This is a genomic window from Bradyrhizobium sp. WSM4872 (assembly GCF_055811715.1).
In genome coordinates, this window is sequence record NZ_JBVVPT010000001.1 from 223060 (window position 1) to 242947 (window position 19888).

Annotated in this window: 17 protein-coding genes; 10 read left to right on the top strand and 7 right to left on the bottom strand. The window is 65.2% G+C overall.

The window, feature by feature from the left end; translation table 11 throughout:
• Window positions 1-4 precede the first annotated feature (4 nt).
• Window positions 5-2398 (bottom strand): sensor histidine kinase, encoded by a 2394-nt coding sequence (locus AC0L3C_RS01085; RefSeq protein WP_473406932.1) that lies wholly within the window; start codon window positions 2396-2398, stop codon window positions 5-7.
• A gap of 164 nt (window positions 2399-2562) precedes the next feature.
• Between AC0L3C_RS01085 and AC0L3C_RS01090 the strand changes: the two genes are divergently transcribed.
• Complete coding sequence (locus tag AC0L3C_RS01090; protein WP_473407109.1) at window positions 2563-2718, top strand: hypothetical protein; 156 nt, start codon at window positions 2563-2565, stop codon at window positions 2716-2718.
• A 169-nt stretch (window positions 2719-2887) separates the two neighbouring features.
• Here AC0L3C_RS01090 and ntrC read toward each other — a convergent pair whose 3' ends face one another.
• From ntrC to dusB, 3 genes are read right to left on the bottom strand one after another with little or no spacing between them, the layout of a single operon-like run.
• Window positions 2888-4330, bottom strand: coding sequence for a nitrogen regulation protein NR(I) (gene ntrC, locus AC0L3C_RS01095; protein WP_007591133.1), 1443 nt, complete (start codon window positions 4328-4330; stop codon window positions 2888-2890).
• A 9-nt stretch (window positions 4331-4339) separates the two neighbouring features.
• Entirely contained in the window at window positions 4340-5515 is a 1176-nt protein-coding gene (locus AC0L3C_RS01100) for a two-component system sensor histidine kinase NtrB (protein WP_275172578.1), read from the bottom strand.
• Window positions 5512-6513 carry a tRNA dihydrouridine synthase DusB gene (gene dusB, locus AC0L3C_RS01105; RefSeq protein ID WP_473261303.1) on the bottom strand — a complete coding sequence of 334 codons (1002 nt, stop codon included), beginning with the start codon at window positions 6511-6513 and terminating at the stop codon, window positions 5512-5514. The genes AC0L3C_RS01100 and dusB overlap by 4 nt, the downstream gene beginning before the upstream one ends.
• 282 nt (window positions 6514-6795) lie before the next feature.
• Here dusB and AC0L3C_RS01110 point away from each other — a divergent pair, with 282 nt between their 5' ends.
• The 8 genes from AC0L3C_RS01110 to AC0L3C_RS01145 all read left to right on the top strand — a co-directional run bounded on the left by AC0L3C_RS01110 (window position 6796) and on the right by AC0L3C_RS01145 (window position 14627).
• A complete protein-coding gene (locus tag AC0L3C_RS01110) occupies window positions 6796-7977 on the top strand; it encodes a bifunctional 2-C-methyl-D-erythritol 4-phosphate cytidylyltransferase/2-C-methyl-D-erythritol 2,4-cyclodiphosphate synthase (protein WP_473284323.1) in 1182 nt (393 codons plus the stop codon).
• 3 nt (window positions 7978-7980) lie between these two features.
• On the top strand, window positions 7981-8589 hold the full coding sequence (locus AC0L3C_RS01115) for a CinA family protein (protein ID WP_354059554.1): 609 nt from the start codon (window positions 7981-7983) through the stop codon (window positions 8587-8589).
• A 912-nt stretch (window positions 8590-9501) separates the two neighbouring features.
• Window positions 9502-10176 (top strand): c-type cytochrome, encoded by a 675-nt coding sequence (locus AC0L3C_RS01120; protein ID WP_473261646.1) that lies wholly within the window; start codon window positions 9502-9504, stop codon window positions 10174-10176.
• 11 nt (window positions 10177-10187) lie between these two features.
• Window positions 10188-11447, top strand: coding sequence for a cytochrome c (locus tag AC0L3C_RS01125; protein ID WP_473406933.1), 1260 nt, complete (start codon window positions 10188-10190; stop codon window positions 11445-11447).
• 7 nt (window positions 11448-11454) lie between these two features.
• Window positions 11455-11631, top strand: a complete 177-nt coding sequence (locus AC0L3C_RS01130; RefSeq protein ID WP_275172584.1) for a hypothetical protein — start codon at window positions 11455-11457, stop codon at window positions 11629-11631.
• Entirely contained in the window at window positions 11628-12203 is a 576-nt protein-coding gene (locus AC0L3C_RS01135) for a cytochrome C oxidase subunit II (protein WP_473406934.1), read from the top strand. The genes AC0L3C_RS01130 and AC0L3C_RS01135 overlap by 4 nt, the downstream gene beginning before the upstream one ends.
• Window positions 12190-13812 carry a b(o/a)3-type cytochrome-c oxidase subunit 1 gene (locus tag AC0L3C_RS01140; protein WP_473406936.1) on the top strand — a complete coding sequence of 541 codons (1623 nt, stop codon included), beginning with the start codon at window positions 12190-12192 and terminating at the stop codon, window positions 13810-13812. The genes AC0L3C_RS01135 and AC0L3C_RS01140 overlap by 14 nt, the downstream gene beginning before the upstream one ends.
• Window positions 13812-14627: a c-type cytochrome gene (locus AC0L3C_RS01145; protein ID WP_473406937.1), complete on the top strand. Its 816-nt coding sequence runs from the start codon at window positions 13812-13814 to the stop codon at window positions 14625-14627. Before AC0L3C_RS01140 ends, AC0L3C_RS01145 begins: the two co-directional genes overlap by 1 nt.
• 135 nt (window positions 14628-14762) lie before the next feature.
• Here the strand turns inward: AC0L3C_RS01145 and AC0L3C_RS01150 are convergent, their stop codons facing one another.
• Both AC0L3C_RS01150 and lipA read right to left on the bottom strand, forming a co-directional pair.
• Window positions 14763-15233, bottom strand: coding sequence for a type II toxin-antitoxin system RatA family toxin (locus AC0L3C_RS01150; protein WP_007591145.1), 471 nt, complete (start codon window positions 15231-15233; stop codon window positions 14763-14765).
• Window positions 15234-15239: 6 nt separating this feature from the next.
• Window positions 15240-16196 (bottom strand): lipoyl synthase, encoded by a 957-nt coding sequence (gene lipA / locus AC0L3C_RS01155; RefSeq protein WP_473284864.1) that lies wholly within the window; start codon window positions 16194-16196, stop codon window positions 15240-15242.
• A 130-nt stretch (window positions 16197-16326) separates the two neighbouring features.
• On the opposite strand from lipA, the gene AC0L3C_RS01160 reads away from it, so the two are divergent.
• The gene (locus AC0L3C_RS01160) at window positions 16327-16929 is read left to right on the top strand and encodes a DNA-3-methyladenine glycosylase (protein ID WP_473284862.1); all 603 of its coding nucleotides are present in this window, start codon (window positions 16327-16329) and stop codon (window positions 16927-16929) included.
• A 2-nt stretch (window positions 16930-16931) separates the two neighbouring features.
• Here the strand turns inward: AC0L3C_RS01160 and AC0L3C_RS01165 are convergent, their stop codons facing one another.
• Window positions 16932-19808, bottom strand: coding sequence for a valine--tRNA ligase (locus AC0L3C_RS01165; protein WP_473406939.1), 2877 nt, complete (start codon window positions 19806-19808; stop codon window positions 16932-16934).
• Window positions 19809-19888 lie beyond the last annotated feature (80 nt).

A 19888-nucleotide genomic window follows, 5' to 3' on the forward strand; every position in this document is an offset into this window, starting at 1 on the left:
TTTCTCAGCTGCCTGTTGAGGCTTTGATCTTCGTTGAATCATTGGTCTTTTCAGCCGCCTCTTTGGTTTCGGCGGCCGCCTCTTTTGTTTCCGGATCCTTGACGGATTGCGTGGCCGTTTCGCCGATGTCCGGCTTGGTCGTCGCCGCGGCCGACGGTTCGGCCCCCTCGGTTTTCGCGGGGGCGCCGGAGATCGCAAAACGCATCCGCATCCAGGCGCCACGCTGGCCCTCGCGGAAGTCCGAGGCATCCTTCAGTTCGATGCGCCCGCCATGGTCTTCCAGCACGCGCCCGACGATCGCGAGCCCAAGGCCGGTGCCCTTGGCGCGTGTCGTCACATAAGGCTCGAGCAGGCGCGAGCGCGCCACCTTGGGCAGGCCGATGCCGTTGTCGACGACGTCGATCAGCACGTCCTCGCCCTCGCGCGAGACCACGACGTCGATCCGGCCTTTGCCGAGCTCCTCCAGGGGCACTTGCTCGATCGCCTCGGTGGCGTTCTTGACGATGTTGGTGACCGCCTGCGAGATCAACCGCCGGTCGAACTGGGCGCGCAGCGGGTCTTCCTTGAATTCGGCCTCGATATCGATCTCGGGGTGGGCGACCTTCATCAGGAACACCGCCTGTCGCACTGCGTCGGCGACGTCCTCACCCTCCATCACCGGCTTCGGCATCCGCGCAAAGCGCGAGAACTCGTCGACCATGCGGCGGATATCGTCGACCTGACGCACGATGGTGTCGGTGCACTGTTCGAAGATCTGCTTGTCCTTGCCCTCGGTGATGTCCTTGCCGAATTTGCGGCGAATGCGCTCGGCGGAGAGCTGGATCGGGGTCAGCGGGTTCTTGATCTCATGCGCGATGCGGCGCGCGACATCGCCCCAGGCGGAGGTGCGCTGCGCCGAGACCAGCTCGGTGATGTCGTCGAGGGTGATGATGTAGCTGTCGTGCGGTTGGCTGGTCTTCTCGGCGCTGACGCGGACCGACAGATTGCGTTCCTGCCCGTCCCGCGTGATCGTGATCTGCCCCTGCACCAGGCGCTGGGTCCCTTCCCGCGCCGTCTTCATCATCTCTTCGAGCTCGGGCAGCACTTCGGAGAGCGGATGGCCGAGCGTCTCGGCTTCGGAATGCCCGATCAGCTTTTCGGCGGAACGGTTGAGAATGCCGACGCTGCCTGAATTATCCACGCCGATAATGCCGGCGCTCGCGGATGACAGCACCGCCTCGATGAAGCGGCGGCGGCTGTCGATGAGGTCGCTGGCGTTGACGAGCTCGTCGCGCTGGCTGCGCAACTCCTCCGTCATCTTGTTGAAGGTCTCGCCGAGCTGGGCGAGGTCGCCTTCCGACTGGTGCACCGGCACTTTCACGTGGAGATCGCCCGTCGAGACCGTCTGGGCCGCGTTCATCAGCCGTCGGATCGGCGAGACCAGCGAGTTGGCGAAGTTGAGGCCGATCAGCACCGAGGCCATCAGGATGGTCAGCGCGATCACCGCGAACATCAGCGCGAATGCGACCTGGATGCCGAGCCGGCGCGACTCGATCTGGGCGTATTCGGCGACGCTGACCTCGGTCTGCTTGAGCTGGTTGACGACATTCGGGTCGAGCGGCCGCGCGACGTAGAGGAAAGTGTCGCTGAAGGCGCGCAAGCGGACCACCGCGGCGACGAAGCTCGCATCGGGCAGCACCGCGATCTCGGGCTCGGATTCGTTGACGTTGCTGAGGAAGTCCGGCGCCGGCGGCGAATAGGCCAGCCGCATGCCGGTGTCGGCGGATTCGAGAATGTTGGTGTTCTTGTCGATGATCATCGCGCCCGGCAGGTTGCGCGAGGCGGCGCTGGAGGTCAGCAATTCGCGAAAAGAGCGGCGATCCTGGTCGTAGAGCGGCCGCGCGTGGGCGATGTCGTTGGCCATGCCGAGAATATCGCCCCGGATCAGCTGCGCGTGGTCCTGCATGTAGGCGCGCGCGATCGTCAGCGAATTCTGGATCACCTCCTTGGTCGGGCCGGAGAACAGCCGGTCGAGGCCGCGCTCGATGGTGACGTTGGCGACGACGGCGACCAGCACCGCCGGCAGCACTGCCACGATCGAGAACAGGCTCACGATCTGGACATGGAGGCGCGCCGCCGCCCTGCCCCGCCGTCGCGCCAGGATCAGCTGCCAGAGCTCGCGGATGATGATGCCGACCAGCAGCAGGATCGTGCCCGCATTGATCAGATAGAACGAGCGGACAACCGCAGGGGTCGGCTCGATCGACGTGAGGCCGGTCAGGACCAGGAACGTCAGGCAGGCCGACAGCAGGGCCAGGGCCACGGCGAACGGCGCCAGCCAGCGTCGCGCCGACCAACGCCGGGGCTCTTCCGCTGGGGCCGTGTCAAAGGATGCGGCCGAGGTGTCTGCGCTGGTCATTCCGGCAATGGGTGCTGAAAACGGGGTCCGCGGCGGGCGGATACTGATGTATTCGTACCACATTGTTGCCGAATTGCGACAATTCCGCGGCGCCCCCGCCGCGACCGACCCGCGCATCCACAGCGACATGCCGGAGGGCGGGAACGGAATCCGGCCCCGGCGGCTTGACCGGCATGCACAAATTCTTTCTCGCAATGATGGTGTCGGCGGTGCTGCTGCTGATCGTGGCGGCGGATCTGCTGGTCAATGGCCTCGGGGTGCAGGAGCCCAATGCGAACGTCGCCAGCGCGATACAGGTCGCAGGCCGATTTGTCAGATAGGTCTGAGGCCGCGTCCCGCGGCTGAAATCACCGTTTGAATGTTCCGGAGGAACGTTTCGGTCCGATCGGGACTTCTGCTCACCGCGTCAGCCACAACGGCCAGCGCGATCCGGACAGGCTCAGCTCCGCTTTGGTAGGGGGAGCTGAGCCACCGTTCGTTGCGGGAAGGCTAGCCTCCGCTCCGATACACCTGGATATCCAGATCCCGGATCTTCTTCCGCAGCGTGTTGCGATTGAGGCCGAGCAGATCGGCGGCGCGGATCTGGTTGCCGCGGGTGGCGGCAAGGGCGGCCGTCAGCAGCGGCACCTCGATCTCCTTCAGGATGCGGTGATAGAGGCCCGGCGGCGGCACGCCGTTCGGGAAGCCCTGGAAGTGCGAGGAGAGATACGCTTCCACGGCTCCGCCGAGATTGTCCACGCCATGCTGGACTGCGGCACCCGGGCTGACCGTGGGTGGCGCCAGCTCGCCGTCGATGACGGAGCCCGTGATCACGTCCTGCGGATAGAGCGCTGCGAGGCGGCGGGCGAGGTTCTCGAGTTCGCGCACGTTGCCCGGCCAGCGGTGCTGCTTCATCCGCTCCAGCGCCAGCGTGTCGAGCTTTTTCGGCGGCAGTCCGTCCTTCTCGGCCAGCGCGAAGAAATGACGGATGAGATCCGGCAGATCCTCGATGCGCTCGCGCAAGGGCGGCAGCCGCAGCGGCACGACGTTGAGCCGGAAGAACAGGTCCTCGCGGAACAGGCCCTGCTGGATCAGGACGCGCAGATCCTTGTTGGAAGCCGCGACGATGCGCACGTCGGTCTTGATCGGGGTGCGGCCGCCGACCGTGGTGTATTCGCCCTGCTGAAGCACGCGCAGCAGGCGGGTCTGCGCCTCCATCGGCATGTCGCCGATCTCGTCCAGGAACAGCGTGCCGCCCTCGGCCTGCTCGAACCGGCCGGAGGCGCGGGTGTTGGCGCCGGTGAAGGCGCCGCGCTCGTGGCCGAACAGCTCCGATTCGATCAGGTCACGCGGGATCGCCGCCATGTTGACTGCGACGAACGGGCCGTTGCGGCGCTTGCCGTAATCGTGCAACGCGCGCGCCACCAGCTCCTTGCCGGTACCGGACTCGCCCGTGATCATCACGGTGAGGTCGGTCTGCATCAGGCGCGCCAGCACGCGATAGATTTCCTGCATCGCCGGCGAGCGGCCGACCAGAGGGATCGCCTCCATCTCGGCGTCGTCGTTCGGCGTCGCGACCCGCTCCTTGGGCTCGGCCAGCGCGCGGCCGACGATGGCGATCAGCTCCTTCAGGTCGAAGGGCTTCGGCAGATATTCATAGGCGCCGCGCTCGGAGGCCCGGATCGCCGTCATGAAGGTGTTTTGCGCGCTCATGACGATGACCGGCAAATTCGGCCGCATCTTCTTGATCCGCGGCAACAGGTCGAACGCGTTCTCGTCGGGCATCACCACGTCGGTGATGACGAGATCGCCCTCCCCCTGGCTGACCCATCGCCACAGCGTCGCGGCATTGCCGGTCAGCCGCACTTCGTAGCCGGCGCGCGATAGTGCCTGATTGAGAACGGTGCGGATGGCGGTGTCGTCATCAGCAACGAGAATGCTACCTGCGGGCATCGTTAATCCTCATTTTGCCCCCTGTGACGCAGACGACGACTTCCCGGCAGAGCCGTCGCGACTGCTTTGATCGGCATGTTTCACCGATGTGGAATACATCGGCATCAGCACGCGGAAGGTGGTCTTCCGCGGCTGAGATTCGCATTCGATGATGCCACCGTGATCCCCGATGATCTTTGCGACCAAAGCGAGGCCCAGACCCGAGCCGGTCTGCTTGGTGGTGACGAAGGGATCGAACAGGTTTGGCAGAAGATCGTCCGGCACGCCTGGTCCGTTGTCCTTCACGCAGAATTCGAGCGGCAGGGATACACGGGATTTTTGACCGGGGACTGACAGGCGCACGCCTGGGCGAAACGCGGTGGTGAGCTGGATTTCGCCGTCGGGAACGTCGATCAGCGCTTCGGCGGCATTCTTCACCAGGTTGAGGAACACCTGGATGAGCTGGTCCTGGTTCGCCAGCACCGGCGGCAGCGAGGGATCGTAATCCTCGACGAAGCGGATGTTGCGGGCAAAGCCGGACTGCGCCAACCGTTTGACGTGATCGAGCACCGAATGGATGTTGACGGGGCCGCGCACCACGGGGCGCTCGTCGCCGAACACCTCCATGCGGTCGACCAGCGTCACGATGCGGTCGGCCTCGTCGCAGATCAGCCGCGTCAGCATCCGGTCTTCCGAGGAAGCTTGCTGCTCCAGGAGCTGCGCCGCGCCGCGGATGCCGGAGAGCGGGTTCTTGATCTCGTGCGCCAGCATCGCGGCGAGCGCGATCACCGAGCGCGCGGCGCTGCGATGGGTGAGCTGGCGGTCCATCTTGTCGGCGATGGAGCGCTCCTGGAGCATCACCACGATGTGGCCGGGCCGTTCCGTGACGGGGGCAACGTGCAGATCGACCTGGCGGTCTCCGCCCATGCGCGGCGTGCCCAGATCGACCTTGTACTCGTTGACCGGCGCGTTCGACGAACGCACCTGGTCGATCAGCGCCAGCAACGGGCTGCCGAACGGCACCAGCTCTTTCAGCGACTGCCGCTTCAAAAACTGCGTCGAGATATCGAAGAAGGCTTCGGTTGCGATGTTGGCGGCGACGATCTTGCCGTCCGGCCCGATCATGAGCATGGGATTGGGCAGTGCGTCCAGGATGGCATCGCTGTCGGACGGAAACGGCCGACGATGTTCAGCGGCTGAGCTCATGCAGCGGCGCTCCATGCGAAGTCGTCGAAGGCATCTTGCAGTGACCGGTGGACAAGGCGCGGATCCTCCGAGGTGAGGATTTTCTGACGCCAGGATTTCAGCTTCTCGGCCGGCACACGGCTCACATCGGCCGCGACGTCGAGCGCCCAGCCCAGATGTTTTCGCGCGTGCCGCAGACCGATGCGCAGGCCGTAGAGCGCGCAGACGCCCTCATAGAGCGTGCGGACATAATGCAGCTGTGTCTCGAGCGACGGCGCGGCTTCCGCCGCCCCGCCCTTCAGGCGCCGGCCGATCTCACCGGGCAGCCAGGGCTGCCCCTGCGCGCCGCGACCGATCATCACGGCATCGGCGCCGGAGGCCTCTAACGCCGCGAGCGCCTTCTCGTAGGTCGTGATGTCGCCATTGACGACGAGCGGAACAGAGATCGCGTCGCGCACAGCGCGGATCGCATCCCAATCGGCCTCGCCCTTGTAGAACTGGCACCGGGTGCGACCGTGCACGGTGACGAGCTTGATGCCTGATGCCTGCGCACGCCGCGCCAGTTCCGGCGCGTTGCGGGTGCGGTCGTCCCAGCCGAGCCGCATCTTCAGCGTCACCGGCACCTTCACCGCCGCGATCGTCGCTTCGATCAGGCTGACGGCGTGGTCGAGATCGCGCATCAAGGCGGAACCGGACTGGCCGCCGGTAACGTGACGGGCCGGACAGCCCATGTTGATGTCGATGATGTCGGCGCCGTCGGCTTCGGCAATCCGGGCGCCCTCCGCCATCCAATGCGTATCGCAACCGGCGAGCTGGACCACGTGCGGACCGATCCCGGTGGCTTCGCAGCGCAACCGGGACATATGATGGCCATTAGCGAGTTCGTCGCTGGCCGTCATTTCGGACACCACCAGACCGGCCCCCAACTCCGCGGCCAGCCGGCGGACGGGCGAGTCAGTCACCCCCGACATCGGCGCCAGGAAGACCGGGGTGGCGACATCAATATCGCCTATCTTCAATGGCTTAGAGCCTGATACTGCCGAGCCGGTCACAGGGGTCTCGTTGCGTTGGCAGCGCCTCATCGCGCCTGCCATGATCTATCTTGCGCACAATTCTTGTGCAGTCAAGCGTCATGCCTACACTTTAGACAGTTCTGCCAATCTTTCAAGTGCAGTGCAGCAAAATGCTGTTTCCCACAATCCGGGGAAACCCCCTTTTTTTGCGGGCCTGCCGTGCTAGAGGCATGCGGCAATCACCCCACTCCCCGACTCTCTTCATCATCAAATGAGTATTTGAGTCCTATGGCGAAATCACAGCGCACCGCAGTCGTCCTCGTCGCGGCCGGACGCGGCCTGCGCGCAGGCGCCGGTGGCCCCAAGCAATATCGCGAGATCGGCGGGGTGCCCGTGATCTATCGCGCCATGGAGGCCTTCAGCCGTCATGCGGACGTGTTCGCAGTTCAGCCGGTCGTGAACCCCGACGACGGCGCCATGTTCACGGCAGCGGTCGCGGGGCTCAGCCACGAGGCGCCGGTCAATGGCGGCGCGACCCGGCAGGCCTCGGTGCTCGCCGGTCTCGAAGCGCTCGCCAGGCACAAGCCCGAAATCGTGCTGATCCACGACGCCGCGCGCCCCTTTGTTTCGGAAGGCGTGATCACCCGCGCGATCGATGCGGCCAGCCGCACCGGCGCCGCGATCCCCGCCGTTCCCGTCACCGACACCATCAAGGTCACCGGCGAGAACGGCAATGTCGAGGACACCCCGGACCGGTCGCGGTTGCGAATCGCACAGACGCCGCAATCCTTTCGCTTCGACGTCATCCTCGAAGCGCATCGTCGCGCGGCCAAGGACGGGCGCAGCGATTTCACAGACGATGCCGCGATTGCCGAATGGGCGGGATTGACGGTTGCAACCTTTGAAGGCGATGTTGCCAATATGAAGCTCACCACTCCCGAGGATTTCGTGCGCGAGGAAGCGCGGCTGGCCAGCCTGCTCGGCGACATCAGGACCGGCACGGGCTATGACGTGCACGCCTTCGGCGAGGGCGACCATCTGATGATCTGCGGCGTGCGCGTGCCGCACACCAAGGGCTTCCTGGCCCATTCCGACGGCGATGTCGGCCTGCATGCGCTGGTCGACGCCATCCTCGGCGCGCTTGCCGACGGCGACATCGGATCGCACTTTCCGCCCAGCGACGCGAAGTGGAAGGGCGCTTCCTCCGACCAGTTCTTGAAATACGCAATCGAGCGCGTCACCCAGCGCGGCGGCCGCATCGCCAATCTCGAGGTCACCATGATCTGCGAGCGACCGAAGATCGGTCCCTTGCGCGACACCATGCGCGCGCGCATCGCCGAGATATCAGGCGTCGACATTTCCCGCGTCGCAGTCAAGGCGACCACCAGCGAGCGGCTCGGCTTCACCGGCCGCGAGGAAGGCATCGCGGCCACCGCGAGCGCCACCATCCGCCTGCCCTGGAGTGTCTAGGCCATGGCCGGCAGCGACGCACGCGCCCTCTCCCGCTCGCTGCTCGATCTGTGCCGGATGCGCAAGCTGACGATCGCGACCGCGGAGTCCTGCACCGGCGGCCTCGTCGCGGGCGCGCTGACCGACATCCCCGGTTCGTCCGACGTCATCGATCGCGGCTTCGTCACCTATTCCAATGACGCCAAGCGCGCGATGCTCGGGGTCGAGGCGAGCACGCTCACCAATTTCGGCGCCGTCAGCAAGGAGACCGCAACAGCTATGGCGGTCGGCGCGCTGGAGCGCGCCGGCGTCGATCTTGCGGTCGCCATCACCGGCATTGCCGGCCCCGGCGGCGCCACGCCGGGCAAGCCGGTGGGCCTCGTCCACTTCGCCGCCGCCGCGCGCGACGGGCGCATCGTTCACCGCGAGCATCGTTTTGGCGCCATCGGCCGTACCGCCGTGCGCCAGCGCTCGGTGGTCGAGGCGCTGCGCATGCTGATGGATCTCGCCCGCGGCCCAGTCCAGGCCAAGCCACGCCGTGAAGCCGCGGTCACCCGCCTGCGCCCCCGCGTGACACGCTCGCCGCGCCGGCACGCAGTGAAGCGCAGGACTCCGCGCTCGCCGCGAGGCTGACTCCCGCAGCCTGGATGGAGCGAAGCGCAATCCGGGATTCGTTCCGCGGATACAAGGCCCCGGATTACGCTTCGCTCCATCCGGGCTACAATCCCTTGCGTTGCCCGTCGGGCAAAACATCCAAACGGCAGGTCAATCTGACCTCGCGAAAATATTCCGCTTTACCGAAATTCGGCTTTAGCGTATTCATCCCGCCACCTCATCCCGGTCAGAGGGGCGTATCGCGATCGTCACGAACGTGGGATGGGCTGCGGTGGACGCTGGTCACATCGGCGCGAAGGGTGTCGCAGGGCGGGAAACCGTGAGCGAAGACGTCGCGCACACGACCGATGCTGACAGCGTACGGCAAAACCGTGTCGTCCTGACGCCCGGGGTCTGTGCGTCAAGTCTTGTGGTGATGTGGGCTGCCCGACCGGGCAGGCGCATCAGCCATCCGCAAGGCGACGGGGGCAATAGTGCATCGCTCCCCGGGGAGAACTCGGCATAAGCCGTCAAACCACTGCGCAGGGAAGGCCGTGTGTTGGGCTTCACCTGTATGCCGCTGTGCAGCCTCTTGTAGCGCAACCTTCGCACAGTGGACCGTGGGTGCCAGCCGGCACCCGGTCTTCCCTGCGCCCTCTGACGAAAGAGGGTGTACGAGACAAAGCAAAGCTCGGGCGTGCCAAGCCGCGAGACTGCAAACCTGTGTTTGCTTGTCAAAATGCACGCAATTTTGTCGAAACCGATCGGGATCGCAAATGTGCAACCGCGAGCAAACGTCATTGGCCCCTTTGCGTCTTGCGCCCGACTATATTGCCGCAATAATGCCGCTCTACGTTGTGACCGGGAATCAACCCGGCCCAGCCCTGGAGGGCGACGAGAGTGTTCGCTCGCTACACTGTTCCGGCAGTCGCCATTGCCGCCTTGGCCACTATGGCCGTCTTGGCCGCAACCGACGGTGCGACCGCGCAAACCGCCAACCAGCCACCGGATACGATGGCGGCGCGGGTGGAGGCCTGCACGCCCTGTCACGGCAACAAGGGCGAAGGCACCAGCGACGTCTATTTTCCGCGCCTCGCAGGCAAGCCGGCCGGTTATCTCTACAACCAGCTGCTCGCTTTCCGCAGCGGCCGGCGCAAATACCCGCCGATGAACTATCTGCTGGAGTTTCTGCCCGATCCCTATCTGGAGGCGATGGCGGAATATTTTGCCAGCGAGCACCCGCCGCTGCCGCAGCCGGCGCCGAGCGAAGTGAGCAAGGACGTCCTCGCGCACGGTGAGCTGCTCGCCACCAGCGGCGATGCCGGCCGCAACATTCCGGCATGCGTCAGCTGCCATGGCCCTGCATTGACGGGCATGCAGCCGGGCATCCCGGGCCTGCTGGGCCTGCGCGCCAATTATATCAGCGCCCAGCTCGGCGGCTGGCGTTATGGCACCCGCACCGCGAAATCGCCTGATTGCATGCAGCTCGTCGCCGGTCACCTGACCGAGGCGGACGTCACTGCCGTCGCAGCCTGGCTTGCGACGCGGCCCGCTCCCGCCAACCCAGCCCCCGTGCCGAAAGGCACCTACGCGCTGCCATTCGGCTGCGGTAGCCAGCCCAACTGACGAGGCGGATGATGGGCTTCAAATTTTCGATCAAGCTCCTGTCCATCGAGTTGCTCGCACTCGCGGCGTTCACCACGGCAGCAGCCGCGCAGGACAAAGACAAGACCGGCGACATCATCGCGCGCGGCGAATATCTGGCCCGTGCCGGCGACTGCACCGCCTGCCACACCGCAGCGGAAGGCCGCTTGTTTGCCGGCGGCCGTGCCATGCCGACCCCATTCGGCACGCTGTACACCTCCAACATCACGCCCGATCCGGAGACCGGCATCGGCAAGTGGAGCGCCGACGACTTCTACAAGACCATGCACAGCGGCCGCTTTCCCGATGGCGGGCTGATTTACCCGGCGATGCCGTTTGCGTCCTACACCAAGGTCACGCGCGCCGACAGCGACGCGATCTTCGCCTATCTGCGCTCGATTGCGCCGGTGAACCAGAAGAACAAGCCGCACGAATTGCGTTTCCCATACGACAACCGCCAGCTCATCCTAGGCTGGCGCACGCTGTTCTTCAGCGAGGGCGAGTTCAAGCCCGATCTGAAGAAATCAGCGGAGTGGAATCGCGGCGCCTATCTGGTCGAGGGCCTCGGCCATTGCGGCATGTGCCATTCGCCTATCAACGCGCTCGGCGGCACCTCGCAATCCGACGCGTTCAAGGGCGGCCTGATCCCGATGCAGAACTGGTACGCGCCCTCGCTGACGTCAAACCGTGAGGCCGGGCTCGGCGACTGGAGCATCAAGGACATCACGGATTTGCTCCAGACCGGCGTCTCCATGCGCGGCGTGGTCTACGGCCCAATGGCCGAGGTCGTGCACAACAGCCTGCAATATCTCAACGACGAGGACACCAGGGCGATGGCGGTCTACCTCAAGGGGATCGCGGAGCCCTCGCCTCCGCCGGCCGCGAGCTCGGCGCTGCCGACCAGCGAGAGCAGCCTTCTGATCAGCCTCGGCAAGACCGTCTACGACAAGAACTGCGCGAGCTGTCATGGCACCCAGGGCGAGGGCAAGCCGCCGCACTGGCCGCCGCTTGCCAACAACCAGTCGATCGAGATGCAGTCGGCGGTCAACCCGATCCGCATGGTGCTCAATGGCGGCTATCCGCCCGGCACTAAGGGCAATCCGATGCCCTATGGCATGCCGCCCTTCGCCGGCCTCCTCTCCGACAACGAGGTCGCCGCCGTCGTCTCCTACATCCGCACCGCCTGGGGCAATCGCGGCACGCCGGTCTCGGCGCGCGAGGCCAACGAGCTGCGCTCGGCACCGCTGAACTGAGGGCCCCATGTTCAACTCCGATCCGCCGACCAGCCCAGCCGCCGCCGACCAGGCCATCGAGGAAGTCGTGGCGCAGGGCCCGTCCGGCGCGATCGTGGTCGCCGGCATCGCCACGGCCTGCGTGGTCGCGATGTGGTTCGCCTTCTATCTGTTCGTGTTCCTGCCGCGCGGCTCGCTGCAATGAGCGTCGAGGGAGCCCACAGCAACGGTAGCGCCAGCGCCGAGGTCGCAGCCCGCGTCGAGCGGCGCTGGGCCACCATCGCCGTGATCATCGTCGTGATGATGGCGCTGCTGGCGGCGCTCGCCGGCATCCATCGCGCGACCATGCCGCAGCCGCGGGTCGAGACGACCGATCCGTCGCGGCTGCATCTGACCGGCGAGTTCGTCGAAAGCAATCTCGGCAGCGTGCTCGAGGCCAATGGCAACGTGACCGTGCGCGCGATCGGCCAGCAATATTCGTTCACGCCGGCCTGCATCGTGGTGCCCGTCGACACGCCGATCACGCTGCGCGCCACCAGCGCCGACGTCGTCCACGGCATCCTGATCCAGGGCACCAATGTCAACACCATGCTGGTGCCGGGCTACATCTCCGAGCAGCTCATGCGCTTTACGAAGAGCGGCGACTATCTGATGCCCTGCCAGGAGTTTTGCTCGTTCGGCCACGAGGGCATGTGGGGCAAGGTCAAGGTGATCGACAAGACCGAATTCGCGGATCGCGCGAAGGGTGGCGGGAGGCTGAGCTGTGTTGGTCAATAGAAAGCTCATCCTCGCCCATTTCTGGCTGGCCTTCGCCGTGTTCGGCATCGCGCTCACGCTCGGCGCCTGGCAGATGTTCATTCGCAGCCCGATCGGCACCTGGCTGTCCAATCCCGAGCTCTATTACCGTTCGCTGACCGCCCACGGCACGGTGATGGGCTATGTCTTCCCGACCCTGGTCGCGATGGGCTTTGGCTACGCCATCAGCGAGTCCGCGCTGGAGCAGCGGCTGGTCGGTGTGCGCTGGGCCTGGGCCGGGTTCTGGTTGATCGTCATCGGCAGCATCATGGCGGTGATCCCGATCGCGCTGGGCCGCGCCTCGGTGCTCTACACGTTCTACCCGCCGCTGATCGGCAACGTCTTCTACTATCTCGGCGTCGTGCTGGTCGTGGTCGGCTCCTGGATCTGGGTCGCGTTGATGTCGCTCAATCTGCGCATGTGGCGGAAGGCCCATCCCGGTGCGCCGGTGCCGCTGGCGATGTTCGCCAATGTCGCGGGTTCGTATCTGTGGGCCTGGACTGCGGTCGGCGCCGCGCTCGAGCTGCTGCTGCAGATCATTCCGGTCGCGGCGGGGCTGAAGGCCACCATCGACGCCGGCCTTGCGCGCGTGTTCTTCTCCTGGACGCTGCACGCCATCGTCTATTTCTGGCTGATGCCGACCTACATCGCCTATTACACCATCGTGCCGCGCGCGATCGGCGGCCGCGTCTATTCCGACAGCATGGCGCGGATTTCCTTCATCCTGTTCCTGGTGGTGGCGATGCCGATCGGCATGCACCACACCTTCGCGGATCCGCAGGTCGGCGCCGGCTTCAAGTTCATCCATTCGGCTTTCACGGCGCTGGTCGCGCTGCCCACGCTGCTGACCGTGTTCACGATCTGCGCCTCCGTCGAGATCGCGGCGCGCCTGCGCGGCGGCCGCGGCATGTTCGGCTGGATTAGGGCCCTGCCCTGGGACAATCCGATGATGCTGGCGCTGGCGTTCTCGTTCGTCATGCTTGGCTTCGGCGGCGCCGGCGGTCTCATCAACATGAGCTATCAGCTCGATGCGTCGATCCACAACACGCAGTGGATCACCGGCCATTTCCACCTGATCTTCGGCGGCGCCATCGTGATCATGTATTTTGCGATCGCCTACGATCTGTGGCCGCACCTGAGCGGTCGCGAGCTGATCGATGTCCGCCTGATCCGCACCCAGCTCTGGCTGTGGTTCATCGGCATGATCGTCACGACCTTTCCCTGGCACTGGGTCGGCATTCTCGGCATGCCGCGCCGCATGGCCTATTTCGACTTCGGCGATCCCGCGATCGCGCCGCAGGCCCTCTCGGTTACCCTCTCGGCCATCGGCGGCTTCATCCTGCTGGCGTCGGGAATCATATTTATCGTTATCCTGGCTCGCGGCATGCGCGCGCCGCGGGTCGACGCCGGCCCTTATCGCTTCGCGCTGGCCGTGCACCAGCCCACAACGGTCCCGGTCGCGCTCAACACCCACGCGCTGTGGGTGGCGCTGATGATCGCGCTCACCCTCACCAATTACGGCTATCCGATCCTGAATCTGGCGCTGACCGAGGGCACCTCTGTGCCGGCCATTTATGTGGGAGCGCAGTGATGAGCACGCGCGACCTCTTCACCCTCACCAATCGTCATTTCAAGGCGAGTGTGGTCATCACCGCCGCGATCCTGATCGTCACGGCGATTGCAGGCTTCGTCGTGCTGCCCTTCGCGCAGCCCTGGGTCCAATTCGCCAACGTCTGGGACGCGATCTGCAGCGCTGCCGGTGTGCCGCAACGCGCGGCGAGCGTCACCGCGCCGGAGCAGACCAGGCGCCTGTCGGGAGTCGTGCTGACGTCGAACACGCTGGCGCGCCCGAGCCAGGAGGCGATCGGACGCGGCGCCACGCTGGCGCAGCGCTGCGCGATCTGTCACGGCCCGACCGGTGTCAGCCGCGCGGATTCGCCCAATCTCGCCGGCCAGTACGCGGCCGTGATCTACAAGGAGCTGCATGATTTCCGCACCGGCGCGCGCACCAATGCCGTGATGTCACCGTTCGCCGTCAATCTGACCGAGCAGGAGATCGCAGATCTCTCGAACTATTACGCTTACCTGCCGCGGCTGCCGGCCTATCACCCGACGCCGCAATTGCCCAAGCCAAACATCGTAATCTACGGCGCACCAATGCGCGGCATCGCGCCCTGCGGCGCCTGCCACGGCAGCCTCGACAACAAGACCGGCAGTCCGTGGCTCGAAGGCCAGTCCGAGGCCTACATGAAGGCGCAGCTGCAGGCCTTCGCCTCAGGCGAGCGCCGCAACGACATCAGCCAGCAGATGCGCAACATCGCGCGTGCGATGACGCGAGAGGAAATCGAGCAGGCCGCGGCGTACTATGCCTCGCAGCCGCCGGATATCGTGAAGGCGGTGGATTGAAATCTTGGCACGCCTGCCTCCCGCATCGTCATTGCGAGCGCAGCGAAGCAATCCAGAGTCTCTCCGCGGAGGGATTCTGGATTGCTTCGTCGCAAGGGCTCATCGCAATGACGGAGGAGAGAGCGTGCCCGTCCACTACGACGAGGCCAGCTTCCGCCGTCCGTAGATCGCATCCGCCCGCTTCTCGAACGCGATGGAAAATCGCGCGAACGCGGCGTCGAACATCGAGCCCATCAGGAGCGCCAGCATGCGGCTCTTGAACTCGTAGGCGAGGAAGAAACCGACATCGCAAACGCTCTCGCCTTTGGGCTCGAACGTCCAGCGGTTTTCCAGATTGCTGAAGGGACCCTGCAGATATTCGACCAGGATCTTCAAATTGGCGCGGTCGAGCGTCACGCGGCTGGTGAAGGATTCCCTGACCAGCTTGAACGACACCGTCATGTCCGCGACCAGCACCTCGGTGCCGTCGGGTTTCGCCATGCGCTGCCGGACCTTCAGCGCGCTGCACAGCGGCACGAATTCCGGGTAGCGCTCGACGTCGGCGACCAGATCAAACATCTCGGACGCGCTGTGATCGACACGGCGCTTGCTCGAAAAATTGGGCATGGCGATTCAGCGGGCGTGTGCGGCCCGCGCGGCCTTCAGTTTCGCAAAATCCTCGCCGGCATGATGCGACGAACGGGTGAGCGGGCTTGCCGACACCATCAAGAAGCCCTTGGTGTAGGCGACCTTCTCGTAGGACGAAAACTCATCCGGCGGCACGTAGCGCATCACGGCGTGATGCTTGCGGGTCGGCTGGAGATATTGCCCGATGGTCAGGAAATCGACATCGGCCGAACGCAGATCGTCCATCACCTGCTGCACCTCGTGGCGCTCCTCGCCGAGGCCGACCATGATGCCGGACTTGGTGAAGATGGTGGGATCGAGCTCCTTGACCCGCTGCAGCAGCCGGATCGAATGGAAATAGCGCGCGCCCGGCCGCACCGTGAGATAGCACGACGGCACGGTCTCGAGATTGTGGTTGAACACGTCGGGCTTCGCCGCGACGACGACCTCCAGCGCCCCCTCCTTGCGCAGGAAATCGGGCGTCAGGATCTCGATCGTGGTCGAGGGGCACGCAGCGCGGATCGCGCGGATGGTCTGGGCGAAATGCTCGGCGCCGCCGTCGGTGAGGTCGTCGCGGTCAACCGACGTGATGACGACATGGGCAAGCCCAAGCTTGGCCACGGCCTCGCCGACGTTCTGCGGCTCGGCCGCATCGAGCGCGTTCGGCATGCCGGTCTTGACGTTGCAGAAGGCACAGGCGCGGGTGCAGGTGTCGCCCATGATCATGAAGGTCGCGTGCTTCTTGTCCCAGCACTCGCCGATGTTCGGGCAGCCCGCCTCCTCGCACACCGTATGCAGGCCGTTGGCGCGCACGATGTTGCGGGTGTCGGCATAGCCGCGGGTGTTGGGCGCGCGTACGCGGATCCAGTCCGGCTTCGGCGGCGACGCGGAATCGGGCCGATTCACCTTTTCGGGGTGACGTGGGCGCAGCGGGTTCGAGATGGTATCGACAATAACGACCATAGGGTGTCCGGTCTGTTCTGGTCCTACCTAGTCGGTCTGGCCGGGCATCGCAACCCGGCTCGCCCCGCTTCAGGGAACATGGCAGATATGGGCAATATCCTGCTCTGTTCTCTGGCGATTCTCACCTCGAATGGCTCCAGTCTCGAAACCTTCCACACCCCGGCTCGGCAAAGCGCTGAAGCGTGCCTTTTTCGCACGCAGCGTCCACGAGGTCGCGCCCGACCTGATCGGTGCGACCATGCTGGTCGACGGCGTCGGTGGGATCATCGTCGAGGTCGAGGCCTATCATCATACCGAGCCGGCGGCGCACTCCTACAATGGCCCGACGCCGCGGAACCAGGTGATGTTCGGCCCGCCCGGCTTTGCCTATGTGTATCGCTCCTACGGTATCCACTGGTGCGTGAACTTCGTCTGCGAGGAAGAAGGCTCGGCCAGCGCAGTGCTGATCCGCGCGCTGGAGCCGACCCATGGCATCGCCGCGATGCGTCGGCGGCGCCATCTCCAGGATTTGCACGCGTTGTGCTCGGGCCCGGGCAAGCTGACCGAAGCGCTCGGCATCACCATCGCGCACAACGCCTTGCCGCTGGATCGTCCTCCGATCGCGCTGCATGCGCGGACGGAGGACGTCGAGGTGGTCGCCGGCATCCGGATCGGCATCACCAAGGCCGTCGAGCTGCCCTGGCGCTATGGCATCAGGGGCTCGAAGTTTTTGAGCAAGCCGTTCCCGAAATAAGCTTACGACGCTTGTTTGAGCCGCTCCAACGCCTCGAGCAGCTTGGCCTTGCGGGCGAGCGCGGCCTCACGCTTCTCGCGCTCCTCCTCGACGACCTCCTCGGCCGCGTTGGCGACGAATTTCTCGTTGGCCAGCTTGGACTCGGCACGCTTGATGTCGGCGTCGGCCTTCCCGATCTCCTTGTCGAGGCGCGTGCGCTCGGCGGCGACGTCGATCACGCCCTTCAGCGGCAGCGCGGCGACCTCACCTCGCACCAGGAGCTGGACCGCGCCGTCGGGCGCACGGTCGGCGAAGGAGATATCCGACAACCGCGCCATGCGCTTGATGACGTCGCTCCAGCATGGCGCGCGCTCCTTCGTCTCGGCCGAGGCGCCTGCGAGCACCAGCGCCGTCAGCGTCGCCGGCGGGATATTCATCTCGGCGCGCACCGAACGGACCTGCGTGACGAGGTCGATGACCCAGCCGATCTCGGCCTCCGCCGCGGGATCGGTGAAGTCGGCATGGTCGAAGATCGGCAGCACCCAAACCGGCGAGACGAGCGCGTCGGTCGGCCCCGTCGTCGCCGCGAGCATCGCAAGCTGCTCCGGCGTCGGCCCGGCCGGCTTCAGCGGCCACGGTGCCAGCGCGAGCAGACCGTCGCGCTTGGCCGTCACCTCCCAAAGCTCCTCGGTGATAAAGGGCATGAAGGGGTGCAGCAGTTTCAGGATCTCGTCGCGCGCCCATGCCACCATGGCGCGGGTCTCGGCCTTGGCAGGGCTGTCGGGGCCGAGCAGCACGGGTTTTGCGAGCTCGAGATACCAGTCGCAATAGACGTTCCAAACGAAGCGGTAGATGCTGCCGGCGGCGTCATTGAAGCGATAGGCCTCGATCGCCTCGGTCACCTCGCGCGTGGTGTGCGCACTCTCATGCGCGATCCAGCGGTTCAGCGTCTCCTTGACCTTCGCCGGCTCGAAACCCTCGGGCACGGCGCAGTGGTTCATCTCCGCAAAGCGCGACGCATTCCAGAGCTTGGTCGCGAAATTGCGATAGCCCTCGACCCGGCTGGTGGCGAGCTTGATGTCGCGCCCCTGGGCGGCCATTGCGGCCAACGTAAAGCGGAGCGCGTCCGCACCATATTGGTCGATCAGGCTGAGCGGATCGATCACGTTGCCCTTCGACTTCGACATCTTGGCGCCCTTCTCGTCGCGGACGAGGGCGTGGATGTAGATCGTCGAGAACGGCACCTCCTTCATGAAGTGCAGGCCCATCATCATCATGCGGGCGACCCAGAAGAAGATGATGTCGAAGCCGGTCACCAGCGCGTTGGTTGGGTAGTAACGCTGCACTTCCGGTGTGTCTGCGGGCCAGCCGAGAGTCGAGAACGGCCACAGCGCGGACGAGAACCAGGTGTCGAGCACATCCTCGTCGCGCGTGATGAAGCCGTCACGCTTGTTGCGGTCGAGCGCCATCTCGCGGCCCTGCTCGACCGTGATGACTTCCTGCTCGACGTAATAGCCGAGCGCGTGGCTGACGGCCTCCTCCTCGGTCTCGGCGACGAACACCTTGCCATCGGGACCGTACCAGGCCGGGATCTGGTGGCCCCACCAGAGCTGGCGCGAGATGCACCAGGGCTGGATGTTCTCCATCCATTCGAAATAGGTTTTTTCCCAGTTCTTCGGCACGAAGGTGGTTTCGCCCGAACGCACTGCGGCCATCGCAGGCTTCGCCAGCGTCTTGGCGTCGACATACCACTGGTCGGTCAGATAGGGCTCGATCACCGTGCCGGAGCGGTCGCCATGCGGCACCATGTGGGTATGGGGCTCGATCCGCTCGACGAATCCGAACGAGTCCAGCCGCTCGACGATGCGCTTGCGGGCTGCAAAGCGATCGAGCTTGTTGAACTCCTCGGCCAATTGCGAGGCACCTTCCGGCAGGTCGCGTAAATAATCTTCGTTGTCGAGGAGATCGAGGCAACCTTCCTTGTCGATGACGCTGATCCGGGCGAGGCCGTGGCGATTGCCGACCTCGAAGTCGTTGAAGTCGTGCGCCGGCGTCACCTTGACCGCGCCCGAGCCCTTCTCCGGGTCGGAATAATCGTCGGCGACGATCTGGATCTTGCGGCCGACCAGCGGCAGGATCACGTTCTTGCCGACCAGCTTCTGATAGCGCTCGTCATCGGGATGCACGGCGACCCCGGTATCGCCGAGCATGGTCTCCGGACGCGTGGTGGCAACGACGATGAAGCTCGAGGGATCCTCGGGGCTGAAAGTCTTGCCCTCGATCGGATAGCGCAGGTACCAGAGGTGGCCCTTGACCTCGGTCTGCTGCACTTCGAGATCGGAGATCGCGGTGAGCAGCTTGGTGTCCCAGTTCACCAGCCGCTTGTCCTTGTAGATCAGGCCATCGCGGTGCAGCTCGACGAACACCTTGACCACGGCCTTGGACAGGCCCTCGTCCATGGTGAAGCGTTCGCGCGACCAGTCGCAGGAGGCGCCGAGCCGCTTGAGTTGGTTGATGATGGTGTCGCCGCTCTCGGCCTTCCACTGCCAAACCCGCTCCAGAAACTTCTCGCGGCCCATCTCGCGACGGCTGGGCTGCTGGCGCTCCATCAGCTGCCGCTCCACCACCATCTGGGTGGCGATGCCGGCATGGTCGGTGCCGGGCTGCCACAGCACGTCGCGGCCGCGCATGCGCTCGAACCGGCACAGGATGTCCTGGAGCGTGTTGTTGAGGGCGTGGCCCATGTGCAGCGAACCCGTCACGTTCGGCGGCGGAATCACGATGGTAAAGGGCACTGCGTCGCGGCGGTCCGGGCGGCCGGCCTTGAAGGCAAGGCTGTCCTCCCACACGACGGACATGCGGGCTTCGATATCGGCGGGCTGGTAATTTTTCTCGATCATGGCGCTGTTAGAAAGCCGCGCACGGGGTCCAAGTCAACGGACAAGTCACAGGAAAGCCAGGCGGCATCAGGGCCTTCCGG

Coding starts and splice junctions, on each gene's coding strand:
- AC0L3C_RS01085 (WP_473406932.1), bottom strand. CDS start 2,398: ATGACCAGCGCAGACACCTCGGCCGCATCCTTTGACACGGCCCCAGCG.
- ntrC (WP_007591133.1), bottom strand. CDS start 4,330: ATGCCCGCAGGTAGCATTCTCGTTGCTGATGACGACACCGCCATCCGC.
- AC0L3C_RS01100 (WP_275172578.1), bottom strand. CDS start 5,515: ATGAGCTCAGCCGCTGAACATCGTCGGCCGTTTCCGTCCGACAGCGAT.
- AC0L3C_RS01110 (WP_473284323.1), top strand. CDS start 6,796: ATGGCGAAATCACAGCGCACCGCAGTCGTCCTCGTCGCGGCCGGACGC.
- AC0L3C_RS01115 (WP_354059554.1), top strand. CDS start 7,981: ATGGCCGGCAGCGACGCACGCGCCCTCTCCCGCTCGCTGCTCGATCTG.
- AC0L3C_RS01120 (WP_473261646.1), top strand. CDS start 9,502: ATGGCCGTCTTGGCCGCAACCGACGGTGCGACCGCGCAAACCGCCAAC.
- AC0L3C_RS01125 (WP_473406933.1), top strand. CDS start 10,188: ATGGGCTTCAAATTTTCGATCAAGCTCCTGTCCATCGAGTTGCTCGCA.
- AC0L3C_RS01130 (WP_275172584.1), top strand. CDS start 11,455: ATGTTCAACTCCGATCCGCCGACCAGCCCAGCCGCCGCCGACCAGGCC.
- AC0L3C_RS01135 (WP_473406934.1), top strand. CDS start 11,628: ATGAGCGTCGAGGGAGCCCACAGCAACGGTAGCGCCAGCGCCGAGGTC.
- AC0L3C_RS01145 (WP_473406937.1), top strand. CDS start 13,812: ATGAGCACGCGCGACCTCTTCACCCTCACCAATCGTCATTTCAAGGCG.
- AC0L3C_RS01150 (WP_007591145.1), bottom strand. CDS start 15,233: ATGCCCAATTTTTCGAGCAAGCGCCGTGTCGATCACAGCGCGTCCGAG.
- lipA (WP_473284864.1), bottom strand. CDS start 16,196: ATGGTCGTTATTGTCGATACCATCTCGAACCCGCTGCGCCCACGTCAC.
- AC0L3C_RS01160 (WP_473284862.1), top strand. CDS start 16,327: ATGGCTCCAGTCTCGAAACCTTCCACACCCCGGCTCGGCAAAGCGCTG.
- AC0L3C_RS01165 (WP_473406939.1), bottom strand. CDS start 19,808: ATGATCGAGAAAAATTACCAGCCCGCCGATATCGAAGCCCGCATGTCC.